Genomic DNA, 19,544 nt, shown 5'->3' on the forward strand with positions numbered 1-19,544 from the left:
AGGCGGAAAAATTTTTTCGCCTTTTCTTTCCAAGTGAGGTTTATCCATGTTGCTCATTGCCGGTCTCGGCAATCCCGGTTTCGAATATCAGGATAACCGCCACAATATCGGTTTCATGGCGGTTGATGAAATCAATCGCAAATACAAGTTCTCATCGTGGAATAAAAAGTTTAACGCACTTATTTCCAGCGGAACGATAGAGGGTGAAAAAGTCCTTCTTCTTAAACCTCAAACCTATATGAATCTTTCCGGTCAGGCTGTTGGCGAAGCCATGCGTTTTTATAAACTGCAACCGGAAAACATCATTGTCATTCATGACGAGCTTGATCTTGTCCCCGGAAAATTGCGGGTCAAAACCGGCGGCTCCAGCGGCGGCCATAACGGCATCAAATCCATTGACGCCCATTGTGGAAACAATTATCGCCGCATTCGTATCGGCATCGGCCATCCCCCATCAAAGGAACAAGTAACAAACCATGTGCTCGGCAATTTCTCCAAAGCCGATCATGAATGGCTTGACCCTCTTCTTCAATTATTGGCTGACAATCTCGGCTTGCTCGTAAACGGCAAAGACAGCCTGTTTATGAACCGCATTTCACTGGCACATGAGAAAGACGCCGAAAGCGACCATAAAAACAGTGGCGACAAGCCCAAAAAGCAAAGCCACATCAGACAGGCTCGCCCCGCCCAACCAAAAGAACTTCCGGCCACCGGCCCGATGGCCGACATGTTGAAAAAGCTTTTCAAAAATAACGACTAGACCAATTCGCTTTGGCGATTGGCGGGCACATATAGCCGCTCGTTTTATGTGTTATATAAGTGCTTTGAGCAATTCCGGCCTTAAACAATCCTGCTTCACACAATTCCTGTTTCAAGCTATTCCCGTTTTAAGCAATTCCGACCTCAAGCCATTCCTGCCCCAAGCTGTGCCTGCCTCAAGCAGTTGCTGCTTTAAGCGGTTCCTGCTTTAAACAGTTTCTGCGTCAAACAATTCAATTGTGATTTTCGCCCCTGCTTGTTCCCCTTTGAAAAACAGCAGGGTTGCATAATTGTCGGCACTCGAATTTTTCAAAGCCGACAAAGCGATCAATTGCCGACCTGACAAAACCGCTTTTTTCTAACTGTTTTAACAGGAGAAAAAACGGGAAAAACAATCAGGGGTAAATGACATTTGTTACCGGACGCGATTTCAAAAAACAAAAAATTCATGCAAAAATCACAAAATCCGAAATGGCAAAATTTAGGTTGTTTGCGTTTTTTCCAGAAAAGAACACCCGCAAAACATTCAAGTGTCTTGCGGGAAAATTCTTTTCTCTATGGTGTTTTTGTCAGCAATGACGGGGTTTATCTCAGGAAAGCCCCTGCTCGTTATGTTGTAGAACAATAACATGGGTTCCTTCGGGAACACGGCCGTAAAGGTCGATAATATCCTGATTGAGCAAGCGTATGCACCCGCTCGACACCGCCTTGCCGATTGACCATTCTTCATGGGAGCCATGAATCCGGAACAATGTGTCTCGCCCATCCTTGAAAAGGTAAAGTGCGCGTGCACCCAGCGGATTATCCGGTCCTGCCGGCATACCATCACCCAGATGTCCGTAACGGTCGGGTTCGCGCTCCATCATATCCTGTGTCGGATGCCAGATCGGCCACATGCGTTTATATTGTACGATGGCTTCCCCTTCAAGCGCCAGACCGGCTTTGCCGACGCCAACGCCGTAGCGTAGCGCGCGACCGTTTTCCTGAACGAGATAGAGAAAACGTGCTTGCGTGTCGACAACCAGAGTACCTGGCTGATAAGGACCGTTGAACGCCACTTCCTGACGCCAGTATTTCGGGTTGATCTTGCTCATATCGACAGCCGGGAGCGGATAAGGTTCGTTCATCACCGGACCATAAAGCGCTTTGATATCGGCCGGAACCGGCCATGACTGTTCTACTTGTGGTTGATTGCTTACGCAGGCGGCGAGCGCCAAAGGTGCGGCAATGATGAATGTACGCCGAGACAGGTGCCTCATGATAACTCCATACAAAATATCGGATTGTTGCTAACACTGAAAGCTTAGCCAATCGTTAAAATAGGCAAGTTTTTGGCAAAAACGAGAATGAAGATAAAAATCGGAACAACTGTATCTTTTTCGCATCAAAATTGGCTCTTTAACTGGTTTCTGTTAAAAAACGTGCTATAGAACCAGTCATATTGACAAGCTTACCGGATTAGGATTGAGAGAATTTCCATGGGTTTTAAATGTGGTATTGTCGGATTACCCAATGTGGGCAAATCCACACTCTTTAACGCTTTGACAAAAACTGCGGCGGCTCAGGCTGCCAATTATCCGTTTTGTACAATCGAACCGAATACCGGTGAAGTTGCTGTCCCTGATCCGCGGTTAAAAAAGCTTGCTGCCATTGCCGGTTCGAAAGAAATTATTCCCACACGCATCAGCTTTGTCGATATTGCCGGTCTTGTTCGTGGTGCTTCAAAAGGCGAAGGATTGGGAAACCAGTTTTTGGCCAATATTCGCGAAGTCGATGCCATTGTCCATGTGCTGCGTTGTTTTATTGATGACGATATCACCCATGTCGAAGGCCGGATTGATCCGGTTTCGGATGCTGCGACGGTTGAAACAGAATTGATGCTGTCCGATCTTGAAAGTCTCGAGCGGCGCATTGTGCAAATGAGAAAACGCGCAACCGGCAAAGACAAGGAAGCTTTGACTGTTCTTCCCATGATGGAAGAGGCTTTGAAGCTTTTACAAAATGGCAAGCCGGTACGCCTCCTTATCAAAGATATTTCCGCCGATGACAGGCAAATTCTTGATTCCTTTAATTTGTTGACCTCGAAGCCTGTGCTTTATGTTTGCAATGTTGCCGAAAGCGATGCGGCAAGCGGCAATGATTTTTCAAAAGCTGTCGAGAAAATGGCTGCCGAACAAGGAGCCGAAAGTGTTATTATTTCTGCTGAAATCGAGGCGGAAGTTGCCCAATTGCCGGAGGCGGAAGCAAAAGAATATCTTGAGGAGCTGGGGCTTCATGAACCGGGGCTCGACCGGTTGATCCGCGCCGGCTATCATCTTCTTGACCTCATTACCTATTTTACTTGTGGTCCCAAAGAAACCCGCGCATGGACCATCAAGCGCGGCACCAAAGCCCCACAGGCGGCAGGCGTTATCCATTCCGATTTTGAACGCGGTTTTATCCGTGCGCAAACGATTGCCTATCAGGATTATGTCGATCTTGGTGGTGAAGTTGCGGCAAAAGAAGCGGGCAAAGCGCGCGACGAAGGCAAGGATTATGTTGTTGAAGATGGCGATGTCATGCTTTTCAAGCATAATTCCTGATCTCCTTACAACCTATCGCACCGGTTTTGCTCATTTTCCGGAAGTTTTTTGATAAACAAACCGGTTTTAATATTTTCGTGAGGATCTCGAAAACTGATAATATAAAAGCCGTCCGGAAAAATTCCGGACGGCTTTTTTCAAATAGATTCTATAGAAAACCATAGGCTTTCGATAGAAAAATAACCTTTCGATGAAGATAGCGTTCTCGCCTATCGAACTGTTATTTGTAATCAGAGCTTCTTATGCTCTTCATATTTGAATTCAGGAGCAGCCATCAGGCTTTCTTTGGTAACGTTCACGACAACCTTCCATGCTCCGTTCTCGTGGCGCATGTAAATGCTTGTCGGGTCAACAACCACATAACGCTCGCCAACACCAAGAAAACCGCCGACGCCCACAACAATGCCCGCTACATTATTCTGGCGAATGATAATGTCCTTGATCTGGCCGATTGCCTGATCCTGCTTGTTCAATACTTTTGTATCAATCAAGCTCGAAGCAATAAAATCTGTTTCGGTCGGTGTGACATAACGAACAACGACATCACCATTCGGCAGCTTGACTTCCGAAGCCGGTTCTTTCGGTGCTTCGATTGTAATTTTTGGAGATTGTGCAAATGCAGTTCCAGCGAGTGTTGCTGCCAAAACAGTGATAAGTGCCAGTCTTTTCATTTAATACGCCTCATAATAATGTTAATTACTTAGGCAAAACGTATAAAAATTCGAATGGTTCCAATTTTTATTTATTTTTTCAATTTATTTTTCATTATAATAATTCTTTTAATGAGTATTTCATTATAGAATTTTTTATTTTGAATGTTTTTACTGCATTTTATGGATGTTATACTCGGAACAAGTTTTAGTATTTTCCGTACACTAGTCTTCGGCTTTGTGGGCAATCTTTGTTTTTTAAAAACAAGCTCCTCAAACGTTTTCTGTTTTGAACGTTATCTCTTTTTAAGACCGTTCGGCTTGAAACGTCCGGTTCTCTCACCGTTTGATTTTTTTGAATCCCACCGGTAAACATTGCAAAAGAGCTTCAAAGCGAAGCCAAAAACACATCGAATGTGCGGCGAGAATGAAAAACCGGCATTATTTGATTGCTCTATTGGATTTGATTGTTCTCTTGGTGATCGGCCATTAGCCGTCGAAGATTAGAATTTCAAAGCCGGTTGGGAAGAAAGAAAATCAAAAACAATCAGGCGTTAAAAAAACGCCTGCTCTATCAACAACAATTTGCCTGAAAAGATTGAAACGAAAAACAGCCCTCGTTGAAAACATCTTTAGTTACTTTTAAACGCGCTGCTACATTTTAAAAGAGAACCACGTTTTCAAGGCTTCAAACTTCAATCGCCTTCATAAGAAACGAGTGTATGGACATCAACCCCCAATTGTCGAAGCCTGTCGGCGCCACCATGGTCGGGCAGATTGATGACAAAACAGGCAGCAACGATTTCCGCATCAATCTGGTGCAACAGCTCGGCTGCGGCAATGGCTGTTCCGCCGGTGGCGATAAGATCATCGACCAGTACCACGCGTTCACCCGGTTTCACCGCATCGCGGTGCATTTCCATTTCATCAATGCCATATTCAAGACTATAGGCAATACGCACCGTGTCATAAGGCAATTTGCCTTTTTTCCTGATTGGCACGAAGCCTGCCGAAAGCTGGTGGGCAACAGCCCCGCCCAGAATGAAACCGCGTGCTTCCACACCGGCAATTTTATCGACTTTAAGCCCTATGTAAGGATAAACCAGCGCGTCAATGGTGCGCCGGAAAGCACCGGCATTGCCCATCAAAGTGGTAATATCGCGGAATTTCACCCCCGGTTTCGGATAATCCGAAATAGTGCGGATCGCTTTTTTCAGTGTTTCTTCAAGAGTTTCATTTGTCATCAATTTTCAATCCAATTCATTCCATATGCGTCTTTTCACGGCATAGGTAAGGCCGGCAAAAACTATCAAGAACAAGATGACACGAAAACCGGTCTTCTTGCGTGTTTCCATATGCGGATCGGCAGTCCACATCAAAAAGGCCGATACGTCACGGGCGTAATTTTCAGTTGTTTCTTCTGTACCATCATTATACGCCACCATGCCATCACTTAAAGGGGGCGGCATGGCAAGCGCATTTCCCGAATTGAAATAAGGGTTATACCAATTATTTTCCGCAACTTCTGCTCCCTCCGGCGGGTCGCTATAACCGGTAAGAAGTGCCGTGATATAATCAGGTCCTGCTTCGTTATAGTTGGTAAGAATATCGGCAATGAGGGCCGGAAACGGCAAAGACACTGCGCGGGCTTTTGCCATGAGCGACAGGTCGCCCGGATTGGCGCCGTTATTGGCAAATTTTGCCGCCTCGACATTTGGAAATGGTGAAGGAAAATAATCGGTCGGCAAGCCTTTACGAACAAACATTTCCCCTTCGCTGTTCGGCCCGTCCTGAATGTCATAGGTTTTGGCAAAAGCTTTTATTTGTTCCTCGCTATAGCCAAGTGCCTTGAGATCGCGAAAAGCAACATATTTCAAGGAATGGCAGGTCGAGCAAACCTCTTTATAAACCTTGAGACCGCGCTGCAATTGCTGAAGATCATAAGTGCCAAAGGGGCCGGAAAAGCTCCAGCTCTGTTTTTCGGAAAGCTTCAACGGGTAATGCGCCTCACCGCCCTCTTCGGCAAAAACAGCAAGAGGCGCAAGGACAACGGCTAAAACACCAAGCCAAAGGAGAGTGAGTATTCTTACCATAGCCGCCACCCCCCTTTGGCCTTTGCTTCTTTTTTTTCGAGATCTTCGCTAATGGAAGAAGGAACAGGCAAAGTTTTTTCAAACTTCGGCAAGAACGGCATGATGACAAGGAAAAATACAAAATAATAAAGTGTGGCAATTTGCGACCAGAATACGCTACTTTCTGTAATGGGTGCTGCCCCCAATATGCCAAGTGCCACCACGTCGACAATAAACAGCCAGTAAAACAATTTGAAAGCGGGACGATAGCGCGCAGAACGCACTTTCGAGCGGTCAAGCCATGGCACGAATAACCAGATCAACACCGCCGCCATCAATACCAGCACACCGCCGAATGTCGAGCTGATCGGCCCGAAATCGAATGTAATTGCGCGCAGCATCGCATAAAAGGGCAGAAAATACCATTCCGGCACAATATGCGGTGAGGTGGTCATGGTGTCACCGGCGATATAATTATCGGGGTGGCCCATATAATCGGGCATGAAAAACAAAAACCACGCAAAGAAAATCAGAAATACGCTGATTGCGAAAATATCTTTGATCGTCGCATAGGGTGTGAAAGGTACGGTTTCCGAGGGCGACTTCACTTCCACACCTGTCGGGTTGTTCTGTCCGACATGGTGGACAGCCCATATATGCAAACCGACAAGAAAAACCAGAATGAACGGAAAAAGATAATGCAAAGAATAAAAGCGATTGAGTGTCGGCTGGCCGACATTGAAACCGCCCAGTAATGTTTCGTGAAGCCATGGGCCGATAACCGGAATAGCCTTGAAAAGGCCGGAAATGACCGAAGCTGCCGATGTCGACATCATGCCCCAGACAAGTGTGTAGCCTAAAAACGCGGTTGCCATCATCACCAGATAGATCAGCACACCGATTATCCAGATGAGTTCGCGCGGTCGCTTGTGTGAACCATAATAAAGACCACGGGCAAGATGGATATAGGCTGCAATGAAAAAGAATGACGAGCCGACAGCATGCCATGGCTCGAAGAGCCAACCGAACTGGCCGTCGCGCATAAACCGTTCACGCGCATCGAAAGCCAATGTCACATCCGGTATATAATGCATCGACATGACAATGCCGGTTAGAACTTGCGATACCAGCATGAGTGTGAGGATGCCGCCGAAGGTATAGAAATAATTGAGATTTCTCGGCACCGGAAACGATACACCAAGATTATAGAGAAAACGCAAAATCGGAAGCCGTGCGTCAAGCCAGCGTGTCAGAGCAAATTTCGGATTATAGGATGAAGGTTTGGTCATCATATCTATCCGATCTGCAACAGGCTGTCAGACAAAAAACGGTAAGGCGGTATTTCGAGGTTGCGATTAGCGGGGCCGGAACGCACCCTTCCGGCCGTATCATAAACCGAACCATGACAGGGACAGAACCAGCCGCCAAAAGCACCCGACTGCCCGAGCGGCACACAACCAAGATGTGTGCAGATATTGATGAGAACAAGCCATTGTTCGCGCCCCTTGCCAGCCGAGCGGGCAAGATCGGTGGCGGTTTGGTGCCCTTCAAGATTGGGATTTGCCGCATCCTTATCCTTGAGCTTTTCCAAGTCGACATTTCGGGCATCGGCAATTTCTTTTTCGGTACGGTGGCGAATGACCACTGGCTGCCCGCGCCATTTGACCGTAACCGACATTCCCTCTTCAATGCCGGAAATATCAACCTCGATTGTGGCACTTGCCAGAACCTTTTGATCAGGCCGCAATTGGTCGATAAAAGGCCAGGCTACCGAACCGACGCCGAGCGCACCGGCAACGCCGGTTGCAAGAAAAAGAAAATCGCGTCGTGTCTTTTCGCTGCTCATTGTAAAAGGTTTTTAACCTGTCGGAAAAAGGTTGGTGCCTGTTGGTCAAACGTATGTTGTTTAACACACAGCACCAATTTGTCCACGCTTTAAAAATGATGATAACCGGAACGCAACTGTTTTTGCAACTTTCACAGCCAATTGCTGCACGATTATGAGTAACTTTTCTTCAATTGTTTCAAATAACGGCAGCTTGTTGTTTGTCACCCATAAAAACACTGACAAGTTTTTCAAAATACGGTTTTTTAAAATATGGAGCAGCGATTAAAAACAAGCAGCATGTTTCGGCTTTCTTGTTTTTCATTGCTTTTGCAGCTCTCTTCACTATTTCCGGCAATGAAAAGGTTTTGTTAGAGCGGGTTTTTTAAGGTGGAGTAAGCTTACCCCCCAAAAAGCCTATGCGGATAAGCTCAACCGAAAATACCATATAAAAAACGACATAAGAAGCGTAAATTTTAAATGCGTTTTGACAAAACTTTATTCGCAAAACCGTAAGCAAAAAGCGAGGTCTGTTCTCTTGCCACCCGCAACGAAAAGCTAGGTTTATTGCGAATGGCTATTTTCAGCGTGATTTCAACTCTTTTCAGAAAACCGATCTCATTATTCAAGCCTCTTCATCAAGATCGAGATGGCCGCCAACCTGCCGGTTCCACAAATGGGCATAGATACCGTTTTTCAAAAGCAATTCTTCATGTGTGCCATCTTCGACAATTTTTCCCTTATCCATAACGATGAGGCGATCCATTTCCGCAATTGTCGACAAGCGGTGGGCAATAGCAAGAACAGTTTTTCCTTCCATCAGGCGGGCGAGATTTTCCTGAATGGCGGCTTCCACTTCCGAATCGAGTGCCGAGGTTGCCTCGTCAAGAATAAGGATCGGCGCATCTTTGAGCATGACCCGCGAAATGGCGATGCGCTGGCGCTGGCCACCGGAAAGGCGCGCGCCCCGTTCGCCGACAAAGGCATCATATCCTGTCTTGCCATTCTGGTCGCGCAGACTGTCGATAAAATCGGCAGCTTCCGCATCCCGCACCGCTTCAAGCAATTCACGATTGCTGGCATCAGGGCGGCCATAGAGAATGTTGTCTTTAAGCGAACGGTGTAACAGCGAAGTATCCTGTGTCACCACGCCAATGGCCGCGCGCAAGCTTTCCTGTGTGACATCGGCGATATTTTGCCCGTCAATCAGGATAGCTCCCTCTTCGACATCATGAAAACGCAAGAGAAGATTGACAAGCGTCGATTTACCGGCGCCCGAACGCCCGACGACGCCGACCTTTTGCCCCGGCTCGATATGAAGGTTGAAATCTTTCAAGATTCCCTTGCCCTTGCCATAGTGGAAGCCGACATTTTCAAACCGGATATCGCCTTTTTTGACGACAAGTTTTTTGGCATCTTTCTTGTCTTCGACGATTCTGTCCTGTGCAATGGAATGCATTCCATCTTCGACAATGCCGATATTTTCAAAAAGTGCGGCCATTTCCCACATAATCCATTGCGCCATGCCATTAAGCCGCAAGACAAGGCCGATGCTGACCGCAACAGCGCCGACAAGGATGGCATCCCTTTGCCATAGCCAGATGCCGAGCGCGCCCACAACAAACAATAAAATACAGTTCGACACATAAACGCTGATCGAAAATTTCGAGATCAGCCGCATCTGTTTGTAAACTGTGCCCTGAAAATGCTCGAACCCTTCGCGGGCAAAGCTTTCCTCCCTTGCATGGTGGGAAAAGAGTTTGACGGTTGCAATATTGGTATAAGAATCAACAACGCGCCCCGTCATAAGCGAACGCGCATCGGCCTGCGCTTCGGATGCGTCGCGCAATTTCGGAATAAAATATTTGAGTAACCCGATATAGCTGATAATCCACAAGAGAAAGGGTACCATCAACCGCCAGTCGGATGAGGCGGCAATCACCAGTGTGCCAAGGAAATAGACAATCACATAATTTAAAACATCAAAAAGCTTCATCACCGTTTCGCGCACAGACAAAGCTGTTTGCATGACCTTTGCCGATATGCGTCCGGAAAACTCGTTCTGGAAAAAGCTCATGGATTGACCAAGGAGATAACGGTGCACAAGCCAGCGTATCCGCATCGGATAATTGCCAAGCAATGTCTGATGCATCACCATACTGTGCATGGTGACAAAAAATGGCAGGATGAGAACGACAAGCACACTGATGAGTGCAAGCTTTACGCCCTGCGTTTCAAAAAATGTTGCCCGTGAATTGGCATTAAGCCAGTCGACAATACTGCCCAGAAACCCGAAAAGCGAAACTTCTGTCACCGCAATCAGAGCCGTAAAAATTGCCATGAAGATCAACCACGGCCAAACGCCTTCCGTATAATAAAGGCAGAAACCCAACAGATTTTGCGGTGGGCGTTTCAGCTCTTTTTCGGGAAAAGCGTTCAGTCTTCGTTCAAACCATCCAAACATGGTCGAGCTCCTTGTTTCTGCTTTATTTTAGCTGTCTCAAAATGGTGTTCGACCCCTGCCCGAACACAAAACCTGAACACACAACCTGTGGAACGATCCGGCCCCTTGGAACGACCCGATTGGCGAAGTGTTTCATGGCTTCAAGTGTTATATGTCTTTTTGTCACAAACCGGCGGATTTTTCAAAGCGGGAAACTTTTTTGCTCCCGACTTCTCCCGAATTTAATTGACAGGAAAATTCCGCAAGCGGGTTTGATGACGACAATAAAACGGTTTTTGCGCCTCCTTGAAGATAGGTCAAAAATGCCCGCTTACAAGACGTTTCCCGCAACAAACAGGGCTTTCATGATATCAAACGCACGCTAAGATAATGAAACGGGAGAAAACGTAATTTTTATAAAGACAGATGTTATAAAGTTAGACAAATCAAAAAGGCCGGTGGCAGACTTTACGTGTTTCAGTTGCCCGAACAGAAAATTTGAACAGAAAAGCATGTTCGCCAAAAAAACTACGTTCTGGAAGAAAAAAGCATATCTCCCAAGAATTGTGAATTTCATGTGTTTCCTTGCTTTCCCTCCTCTTTACAATGGCGGGGTCAAAAGCCTATTCAACACGCATGACAGTTCGTATTGCACTTTTTCAGCCTGATATTGCCGGAAATACCGGTACAATTTTGCGTTTGGGCGCCTGTTTCGGCGTACCTGTCGACATTATCGAACCGGCAGGTTTTGACCTTTCCGACCGCCATTTGAAACGTGCGGGCATGGATTATCTCGAAATTGCAACATTGAAGCGGCACATTGATTGGCAACATTTTCTGACCGAACAGAATGCTGAAAACCGCCGTCTTATCCTGTTTACCACAAAAACAGATGCGCCCTATACCGGCTTTTCTTTTGAAGACAATGATGTGCTTTTGTTCGGGCGGGAATCAGCAGGTGCTCCCGATTATGTCCATCAAGCTGTCGACGCTGAAGTGACCATCCCCATGGTCAAAATTGCGCGTTCTCTCAACCTTGCGGTCAGTGTCGCCATCGGCGTTAGCGAAGCGCTACGCCAGATCAACAAACAGACCTCATACAATTAGTCGGCTAACTAATAATGAGTGGACAAAGCTGTTTTCAACCCTTATCTCTTTTCTAGAGTTATTCTAAACGATTTGACAGATTTAAGACGGATTATGACGAATAGAGACATTCCCGATGACATGCCTGCCGATCTCGAAGACAAGAAAAAGCGGGCTGAAGAGTGGTTCCAATCATTACGGGATAGAATTTGTAATTCACTTGAAAAACTGGAACGGGAACTGACGGGGCAATTTTCCAATTTTTCTGCCGGTTCATTTGTCAGAACCCCGTGGGAAAAACCCGGCGGCATGAATGGCGGCGGTGTTATGTCGGTCATGAAGGGACGGGTTTTTGAAAAAGCGGCTGTCCAGACATCGACCATTTATGGTGAATTTTCACCGGAATTCAGACGAGAAATTCCCGGAGCAGAAGATGATCCGCGCTTCTGGGCAAGTGGTATTTCGCTTATTGTGCATCCGCAAAGCCCGCATGTGCCGACCGTCCATTTCAACACCCGCATGATCGTTACAACCCGCCAATGGTTTGGCGGCGGTGCGGATTTGACACCGATGCTTGCCGAGCGGCGCACCCAGTCGGATGTTGATACTCAAACTTTTCATAAGGCGTTCCAATATGTCTGCGAACGCCACCCGACTGTTGCCGATTATCCGAAATTCAAGAGATGGTGCGACGACTATTTTTATTTGAAACACCGCAAAGAACCGCGTGGCGTAGGCGGCATATTTTACGACTGGCTCCATAGCAGCAAGGAAGCTGGCGGTTGGGAAGCCGATTTCAGCTTTACGCAGGATGTTGGCCGCGCTTTCGACATTGTTTACCCTTCGATTGTGCGTGAAAACTTCAACAAACCGTGGACAGAAAAACAGCGTAACGCCCAGCTTGTCCAGCGTGGCCGCTATGTCGAATTCAACCTTATTTACGACAGAGGCACTATTTTCGGGCTCAAAACCGGTGGAAATATCGAGAGCATTCTCTCTTCTCTTCCGCCGACCGTTAAATGGCTTTAGCCATTTAACTAAATAAAAACACTAAATGGCTTTAGCCATTTAATTTGGCGAAAGCCCTGAAAACAGCTTTTACAGTTTTAAAAGATAAAAACCGGAATGGCGCCAAGGTTTTAAGAAAATGACAAGCTTGAAACGGCTTTTCATCTGTTACGCATGAAAGCAGGCAGGTGGCAAGGGCGCAATAGCCGGTTACGCCATTGCCATATCAAGGAGCGCATTCCGGTCCAATAAAAAGCCGCTTTCTACCCAGAGCTTTTCCAGCGCTTTAAGTTTGTGACCGATTGCGGGCCCCTCGGTAATGCCGAGTGGAAAAAGATCCTTTCCGGTCAAGGGAAAAACCGGAACCTCATAAAGCTCGGCCAATTTTCTGAGCCGTGTATAATGGCTTGCTTCAACAAGCGCATTGTCATTGCTCAAAGCATGGGCGCGCGCTTTGGAAAGTGCCAATGTCAATTCGTCGAGAATGGCCTGTTTGCCGTGATGGTAGACAAGCTTTTTGATTTCGATATCGGAACAATCATATCTGATCGGGAACATACGGGCGAAATCCATCAACCGCGTTTTTTCCAACTTGGAAAAGCGCAAGCGCTCGGCCATTTTTTTCAACCGCACTTCATCACGCGGAACAATGGAAAAAAGCCGCAATAACGGGTCGGCCGGAAGCCTCAAAACATGTTCGGTTTCAACAAGCGGACGGAATGCATCAATCCCCCATTTTTCAGTTTCCGGCAGGATAATTCCTAAAATTCCGGCTTGCCGCATCCACAAAAGCGCCCGCGTCGGGTCGGGAGCGGAAAGCATTTTTTTAACTTCCGACCATACCCGCTCGGCCGATAATTGCAAAAGTCCGTCTTTAAGGCGAACACAGGCTTTGAGAGCCTCCGCATCCGGACGCCCTTTGCCAACCCATGCATAAAGACGAAAAAATCTTAAAATGCGCAAGTAATCCTCGCGAATACGCTCCTCGGCTGTACCGATAAAACGCAATGTCTCGGTTTCGATGTCGTCAAGACCGTTGACATCATCATAGATTTTACCTTCGGCATCGGCATAAATGGCATTGATTGTAAAATCGCGCCTTTGCGCATCGGTTTTCCAGTCGCGACCGAAAACCACTTTAGCGCGACGACCGTCCGGTTCAATATCGGCTCGAAGGGCCGTCACCTCATAGGAGTGGCCCTTGACCACCACCGTGATTGTGCCGTGTTCATAGCCGGTTGGCACCGCTTTGAAGCCTTTTTCGCTTGTCCGTTTGATGATTTCGTCCGGCAAACAGGTTGTAGCAATATCAATATCGTTCACCGGATATCCTAAAAGCTGGTTGCGCACAGCACCGCCCACAACACGCGCTTCCTCGCCATTTTCCGAAAGACAATGAAGCAATTGTTGCAGTCCCTCATCGTGAAGCCACAAGGCTTTTTTAGCGATATTAAGCGTAGTCACCGGGATAACCTTTCTGCGAGCGAACGAATCATAGCCGCCGTTGCCCCCCATATATAATAATTCTTATAGGAAATTGCATAAAAGCTCAGTTTTTCCGTGCCAAACGGCTTTGAAATGATTACATAATTTTTTGGGTCGAGCACAAAAGATAACGGAACGGTAAATATTTCATCAACCTCGTTATCGTTTTTGGTAAATTCTACGCCTTCATGAATAAGGCCGACCACCGGTCGAATCTCGAAACCTGTCGCGGTATAGTGGAATTGCAGCTCTCCCAATTTGGTGAAATCATCCGGTTTCAGTCCTATTTCCTCATAAGCTTCCCGAACTGCTGTTTCCTCGTCACTTTTGTCATGCGCTTCCCTTTTTCCGCCCGGAAAAGCAATCTGTCCGGAATGTTTATGAAGTTTTGCCGTTCGCTTAGTTAAAACGAGATTGGGGAACCCGGACACTTCAATAATTCCGACAAGCACTGCCGAGCGCTGCCATGAAGGACGGTCTTTTTTTTGCCTCGATTTGAAAAGGGGCGAAGAAGAACCTTGCGAATCCTGACAATTTTTCGAAAAATTTATTGGCTCGTTAAATTTTTTTATAACATCGTCGATAAGTAAAGGGGCATTTGTTGCATTCAATTTTTTAGAACCTTTTTGGCAAATTGTTGCTCGAAACTCTTTACACGCTTCATTTCTGTTATTTTTCTGTTACAAGCCTTGAAATAGTCATTGTTCAGAGATGAAGGTGGTGACAAATTTTATCACCGTCAATTCCAAACGGTTATGCAAGAGAAAAGTTCTGGGGAAAAGCCATGCGAAGCGCTTCTAAAAAACCATCCGAGCCCAAAAAAACAACAACCGGCGCATCCACCCGCAAGTCGCCCAGTAAATCGGCTCCCGAAAAAGCAGCCAAAAATGACCCCGCTGAAATTATTGCCGATTTTGACACAATCAAAAAAACGTTCGACACTTTGCGCACCACAATTGACAAGATTGTCTTCGGCCAAAGCAATGTGGTTGAAAACAGCATTATCACCATTCTCTCCGGTGGGCATGCACTGCTTGTCGGCGTTCCGGGACTGGCCAAAACCCGCCTTGTCGAAACATTGGGAACAGTTCTCGGACTTGACCAGAAACGCATCCAGTTTACCCCCGATTTGATGCCGTCCGATATTATCGGTTCCGAAGTTATGGATACCGACAAAAACGGCAAGCGCGCTTTCCGTTACATCAAAGGACCGGTTTTTACCCAGCTTCTGATGGCTGACGAAATCAACCGTGCTTCGCCGAGAACCCAATCGGCACTTTTGCAGGCGATGCAGGAATACCATGTCACTGTTGCCGGCGAAGAATATGATTTGCCGAGTCCTTTTCATGTGCTTGCAACGCAAAACCCGCTTGAACAGGAAGGAACCTACCCGCTTCCGGAGGCCCAGCTTGACCGCTTTCTCATGCAAATCAATGTCGATTATCCGGATGTTGACACCGAACGGCGTATTATTATTGAGACAACAGGAAATAAGGAAGAAACCATAAAACCGGTTCTCGACGGGGAAAAACTCAAGGCCATTCAGGAAATGGTGCGGCAAATGCCGATTTCCGAAAAAGTCGTCAATGCCATTTTAAAACTGGTGCGCTCCGCCCGCCCCGATGCCGACAACGAGCATGCCAAAAAACATATTGCCTGGGGACCGGGACCGCGTGCCTCGCAAGCGCTTTCCTTATGTACAAGGGCACGTGCTCTCTATCAGGGGCGGCTTGCACCGTCTGTTGATGATGTCAAAGCTTTGGCAATTCCCGTTTTACAGCACCGCATGGCATTAAACTTCACAGCACGAGCAGACGGGATTACGATTTTTGAAGTCATCAACAATCTTGTCGACAAGATTGACTAACCGGAAAAGAGAGACGGCGAAAACAGATAATGGCGATTGCTCGTGACATAGTTGCAGAAACACCGAATGACCTTGCGGCGAAAGCACGCATCCAGTCGGCCAAATTGCCTGACCTTCTCATCGAAGCGCGGCATATTGCCAATACACTTGTCAGTGGTTTTCACGGCCGTCGCAAACGCGGAACCGGCGACAATTTCTGGCAATTCCGTCCCTATGTGGAGGGCGAGCCGGTTTCGCGTATTGATTGGCGCCGCTCTGCTCGTGATGACCATATCTATCTTCGTGATCGTGAATGGGCTGCGGCCCAGACTGTCTGGATACTCCCCGACCAATCGGCATCCATGCACTATCAATCGCGGTTTTCCCCTATCGCCAAAGATAGCTATGCCATGCTCATGGCGCTCACACTTTGTGACTTGTTTGCCCGTTCGGGAGAGCGTGTTGCTGTACCCGGGCTTATGGCACCAACAAGTTCACGCAATGCCGCCGAAGAAATGGCTTTGAATTTTAGAGCTCTTAAAGAGCCTTATGAATATGGTCATTTTCTGGATATAAATCACCATTCCCATATGATTATATTGAGTGATTTTCTTGATGATCCGGAAGAAATCCGCAAAAAATTTGCGTCCCTGACAAGTGCCAATGTCACTCAACATTTTGTTGAAATTTGTGACCCTGCAGAGGAACGTTTTCCCTATCATGGACGGGTGGAATTTGTTGATCCGGAAACCCGTCAACATTATCTTGCCGGACGCTCCGAAACATTTCACGATGCTTATCTGCGCCTTTATAAAGCACGCCGCCAAAGCCTTGCGGATTTTGCCAAAATTTCCGGTTCAAGCTACCATATTGCGCCGACAGACAAGAAAATGAGTAGAGTTATACTGGCACTTGCCGCGATGGTCGGTCAGGCGTCGGGCTACAGGAGAGGATAAGTTATGGGGTTTGCTGCACCTTTTCTCCTGCTTTTTCTGATTGCGCTACCGGCTATCTGGTGGCTTTTGCATGTCACGCCACCTGCTCCGACACGTGAAATTTTTCCGCCTTTGCGGCTTTTGTTGAAAATTGCCAATCATGAGGAAACGCCGAACCGGACACCATGGTGGTTGCTGGTTTTGCGCCTTCTTATGGTCGCACTGGTCATTTTCGCTTTGGCTGACCCGATTTGGCGGCCTGCCACAACCGTTTTGACAGGCAATGCTCCCCTTGCTCTTGTCATTGATAATGGCTGGGCTTCGGTTCATGACTGGGACAAGCGGGTTGATATTGCGCTTGATCTCGTCAATCAGGCAGAAAAAGCGAAGAAAACAATCTATATTGCGGCAACAGCCGACAATGACAATCAGGACATCCGTGCATTAAACAGTAACGAGGCAGAAAAGCTCGTTCATACAATGCGCCCGCTTTCTTTGCCCACGCATCGCCGTTCTGTCATTCATAAACTGGCGGCTGCGCTGAAAGGCGAAAAAGCCGATATTGTCTATCTGTCCGACGGCTTGCAAATGGTCGAAGATGATGGAGCCTTCAACCCGCTCATGAAGCTCGCTGATCGCGATATTCTGGTTTACGAGCGCGATATATCCGATCTTGTTGGCATCACTTCAACCAAAAACGATAATGGTGCACTTGCCGTTGATCTTATCCGTGCCAAAGGAGATGGTGAAAAAATTCTGTCTCTGGGAGCCTATGACGGTGAGGGACGGATGATTGCCGAAACCGAAACCCGTTTCGAAGACGGGGAAACCTCTACCGTATCGGCTTTCAATTTACCCATTGAAATGAAGAATGATATTGCGGCTGTCAAAGTAAACGGCCAGCATGACGTTGCAGCCACATATCTTTCCGATGCAAGAAATCATATTTATCGGGTGGGGTTGGTTTCGCCTTCTGCGCGCGAATTGGCTGAACCCCTGCTTTCCCCCTTCTATTATATTGAAAAGGCCCTTTATGGCCGGGCCGATGTTTTAACCACAAAAGGTCAATCATTCGAACAGGCAATCGAAACATTGATAAGCTTCGGTCATCCTTCGACGATCATTCTGGATGATGTCGTCAATATGCCCGAGGTTTCACAGCAACAACTCAACCATTTTGTCGAACAGGGTGGTACGCTTATCCGCTTTGCCGGTCCCAATCTTGCCAGTAACGATAATGAAGACATACTTCTACCGGTTAAATTGCGTCATGGAGAACGTCAATTAGGCGGCGTCATGTCTTGGGCAACACCGCAAAAACTTGCGCCTTTACCGAAAACAGGCATTTTTTCCGATCTTGCCTATCCGGAAGATGTCACTGTTTCACGGCAAATTCTTGCCGAGCCGAACCCCGAACTTTTTGATCATACATGGTTAAGTCTTGCTGATGGCACACCGCTTGTCACTGCGCGGGCACGTGGTAAAGGCATGTTGGTCTTCATTCACACCTCGGCCGGTCCGACATGGTCAACCTTGCCGCTTTCAGGTTTTTTTGTCGAGATGATGCAAAAACTGGTTCAAACAGGAGAGCTCGCACAAAATGTACAATTCCTCTCCAAGGGCAAGGAAAATATTGTTCGCGAACCGTGGCAGGTTATCGATATTGATGGCTCTCTCGTACCTGCTCCTTCGACAGTTGCACCACTCAGCTTGAATGAAAAAACCGAAGCTCTTCCTTCGTTTAATCATCCACCCGGATTTTATGGCCAGAAAAATAATCTTTATGCGGTTAATCTCCTTGATAAAGAAGACAGTTTTGCACCTTTAAATAGCGAAATTTTTTCCGGTAAAGTTCATCTCATGGACTATTCGGGCGATGTTGAAAAGCATCTGGGCGGGCTTTTTCTGGCATTTGCCATCATGCTTTTTGCACTTGATACATTTATCACGCTCTGTTCCGGCGGGTTATTCGCCAGTCAAAAGCGGTTTTTACGGAAAAACTCATTTTTAATGTTGGGCTTATGTTTTACCGGTGCTTTCATTCTCGGGCAAATGGGCACACCAAACTCTGCTTTTGCCGAAAAACTTTCGGCTAATGACGCTGCTATGGTGCAATCGGCGGGCAAAACCCGTTTGGCTTATGTAATAACCGGCCTTGATGATATTGACGATACGAGCAAAAACGGGCTTGAAGCCTTGAGCCAATTTTTGCTGACCCGCACCACAATCGACCCCGGTCCGGTTGCAGGACTTGATCTCGAGCAAGATGAGCTTGCATTTTATCCTTTGATCTATTGGCCGATCGACGCAAAATCGCCGATGCCTTCCAAAGCCGCGATTGACAAAATCAACGCTTATATGAGTGAAGGCGGGACGGTTCTTTTCGACACCCAGGACCAGATTGAATCGGGCATGGATTTGAATGGTAAAACCACGGCGAATAACCAGCGCTTGCGCGATATTCTCTCCGGCCTCAATATTCCTGCACTCGAAGAGGTGCCGCCCGACCATGTGATTGCACGATCATTTTACATTATGCCCGATTTTCCCGGCCGTTACAGAGGCTCGCCATTGTGGATTTTATCATCGGCTCTGGGCGGCAATGACAAGCGCCCGATCCATGCAGGCGATGGTGTAAGCTCTATTCTTATCACCGCCAACGACTTTGCCGGTGCATGGGCGCATGATGGCAAAGGTTCATGGAAATATCCCCTTGTTCCCGATGATGACATGCAACGGGTCTGGGCTTTTCGTGGTGGTCTCAATATTGTTATGTATATTCTCACCGGAAATTACAAAGCCGATCAGGTCCATGTACCGGCACTTCTCGAACGTTTGGGGCAGGAGAAATAA

At 47.2% G+C, this 19,544-nt stretch carries 17 protein-coding genes; 7 read left to right on the forward strand and 10 right to left on the reverse strand.

Going from position 1 to position 19,544, the window contains the following annotated elements; genetic code table 11:
- Positions 1-46 precede the first annotated feature (46 nt).
- Positions 47-760 (forward strand): aminoacyl-tRNA hydrolase, encoded by a 714-nt coding sequence (gene pth, locus H3S82_RS09200; protein ID WP_198237138.1) that lies wholly within the window; start codon positions 47-49, stop codon positions 758-760.
- A 589-nt stretch (positions 761-1,349) separates the two neighbouring features.
- Here the strand turns inward: pth and H3S82_RS09205 are convergent.
- Positions 1,350-2,018, reverse strand: coding sequence for a L,D-transpeptidase (locus tag H3S82_RS09205; protein ID WP_198224161.1), 669 nt, complete (start codon positions 2,016-2,018; stop codon positions 1,350-1,352).
- A 219-nt stretch (positions 2,019-2,237) separates the two neighbouring features.
- Here H3S82_RS09205 and ychF point away from each other — a divergent pair, with 219 nt between their 5' ends.
- Entirely contained in the window at positions 2,238-3,341 is a 1,104-nt protein-coding gene (gene ychF / locus H3S82_RS09210) for a redox-regulated ATPase YchF (RefSeq protein WP_077972165.1), read from the forward strand.
- Positions 3,342-3,571: 230 nt separating this feature from the next.
- Here ychF and H3S82_RS09215 read toward each other — a convergent pair whose 3' ends face one another.
- From H3S82_RS09215 to H3S82_RS09240, 7 genes are all read right to left on the reverse strand, one after another.
- Positions 3,572-4,012, reverse strand: a complete 441-nt coding sequence (locus H3S82_RS09215) for a PRC-barrel domain-containing protein (protein ID WP_075868913.1) — start codon at positions 4,010-4,012, stop codon at positions 3,572-3,574.
- 674 nt (positions 4,013-4,686) lie between these two features.
- Positions 4,687-5,235, reverse strand: coding sequence for an adenine phosphoribosyltransferase (locus H3S82_RS09220; RefSeq protein ID WP_198233499.1), 549 nt, complete (start codon positions 5,233-5,235; stop codon positions 4,687-4,689).
- Between the two features lie 6 nt (positions 5,236-5,241).
- Entirely contained in the window at positions 5,242-6,084 is an 843-nt protein-coding gene (locus tag H3S82_RS09225; RefSeq protein ID WP_198233500.1) for a cytochrome c1, read from the reverse strand.
- On the reverse strand, positions 6,078-7,352 hold the full coding sequence (locus tag H3S82_RS09230; protein WP_198233503.1) for a cytochrome bc complex cytochrome b subunit: 1,275 nt from the start codon (positions 7,350-7,352) through the stop codon (positions 6,078-6,080). Before H3S82_RS09230 ends, H3S82_RS09225 begins: the two co-directional genes overlap by 7 nt.
- Positions 7,353-7,357: 5 nt before the next feature.
- The gene (petA, locus tag H3S82_RS09235; RefSeq protein WP_198233501.1) at positions 7,358-7,909 is read right to left on the reverse strand and encodes a ubiquinol-cytochrome c reductase iron-sulfur subunit; all 552 of its coding nucleotides are present in this window, start codon (positions 7,907-7,909) and stop codon (positions 7,358-7,360) included.
- A 178-nt stretch (positions 7,910-8,087) separates the two neighbouring features.
- Complete coding sequence (locus H3S82_RS11300; RefSeq protein WP_255519316.1) at positions 8,088-8,213, reverse strand: hypothetical protein; 126 nt, start codon at positions 8,211-8,213, stop codon at positions 8,088-8,090.
- A 300-nt stretch (positions 8,214-8,513) separates the two neighbouring features.
- On the reverse strand, positions 8,514-10,352 hold the full coding sequence (locus H3S82_RS09240; RefSeq protein WP_198233502.1) for an ABC transporter ATP-binding protein: 1,839 nt from the start codon (positions 10,350-10,352) through the stop codon (positions 8,514-8,516).
- A 615-nt stretch (positions 10,353-10,967) separates the two neighbouring features.
- On the opposite strand from H3S82_RS09240, the gene H3S82_RS09245 reads away from it, so the two are divergent.
- Together H3S82_RS09245 and hemF are read left to right on the forward strand one after the other, a co-directional pair.
- Positions 10,968-11,438, forward strand: coding sequence for a tRNA (cytidine(34)-2'-O)-methyltransferase (locus H3S82_RS09245; protein WP_198233563.1), 471 nt, complete (start codon positions 10,968-10,970; stop codon positions 11,436-11,438).
- A 93-nt stretch (positions 11,439-11,531) separates the two neighbouring features.
- Positions 11,532-12,446, forward strand: a complete 915-nt coding sequence (hemF, locus tag H3S82_RS09250) for an oxygen-dependent coproporphyrinogen oxidase (RefSeq protein WP_198233562.1) — start codon at positions 11,532-11,534, stop codon at positions 12,444-12,446.
- A 189-nt stretch (positions 12,447-12,635) separates the two neighbouring features.
- Here the strand turns inward: hemF and H3S82_RS09255 are convergent, their stop codons facing one another.
- Together H3S82_RS09255 and H3S82_RS09260 are read right to left on the reverse strand one after the other, a co-directional pair.
- Positions 12,636-13,889, reverse strand: coding sequence for a CCA tRNA nucleotidyltransferase (locus H3S82_RS09255; protein WP_369458726.1), 1,254 nt, complete (start codon positions 13,887-13,889; stop codon positions 12,636-12,638).
- The gene (locus tag H3S82_RS09260) at positions 13,886-14,521 is read right to left on the reverse strand and encodes a CoA pyrophosphatase (RefSeq protein WP_198233202.1); all 636 of its coding nucleotides are present in this window, start codon (positions 14,519-14,521) and stop codon (positions 13,886-13,888) included. The genes H3S82_RS09255 and H3S82_RS09260 overlap by 4 nt, the downstream gene beginning before the upstream one ends.
- 173 nt (positions 14,522-14,694) lie before the next feature.
- Between H3S82_RS09260 and H3S82_RS09265 the strand changes: the two genes are divergently transcribed.
- Genes H3S82_RS09265 through H3S82_RS09275 form a run of 3 tightly spaced genes read left to right on the forward strand, consistent with a single transcriptional unit; the run spans position 14,695 to position 19,544 of the window.
- Positions 14,695-15,777 (forward strand): MoxR family ATPase, encoded by a 1,083-nt coding sequence (locus tag H3S82_RS09265; protein ID WP_198233201.1) that lies wholly within the window; start codon positions 14,695-14,697, stop codon positions 15,775-15,777.
- A 29-nt stretch (positions 15,778-15,806) separates the two neighbouring features.
- Positions 15,807-16,712, forward strand: coding sequence for a DUF58 domain-containing protein (locus tag H3S82_RS09270; RefSeq protein WP_198233200.1), 906 nt, complete (start codon positions 15,807-15,809; stop codon positions 16,710-16,712).
- Between the two features lie 3 nt (positions 16,713-16,715).
- On the forward strand, positions 16,716-19,544 hold the full coding sequence (locus H3S82_RS09275; protein ID WP_198233199.1) for a DUF4159 domain-containing protein: 2,829 nt from the start codon (positions 16,716-16,718) through the stop codon (positions 19,542-19,544).

It is taken from the genome of Bartonella sp. M0192 (genome assembly GCF_016102305.1).
Taxonomy (GTDB): Bacteria; Pseudomonadota; Alphaproteobacteria; order Rhizobiales; family Rhizobiaceae; genus Bartonella; species Bartonella apihabitans.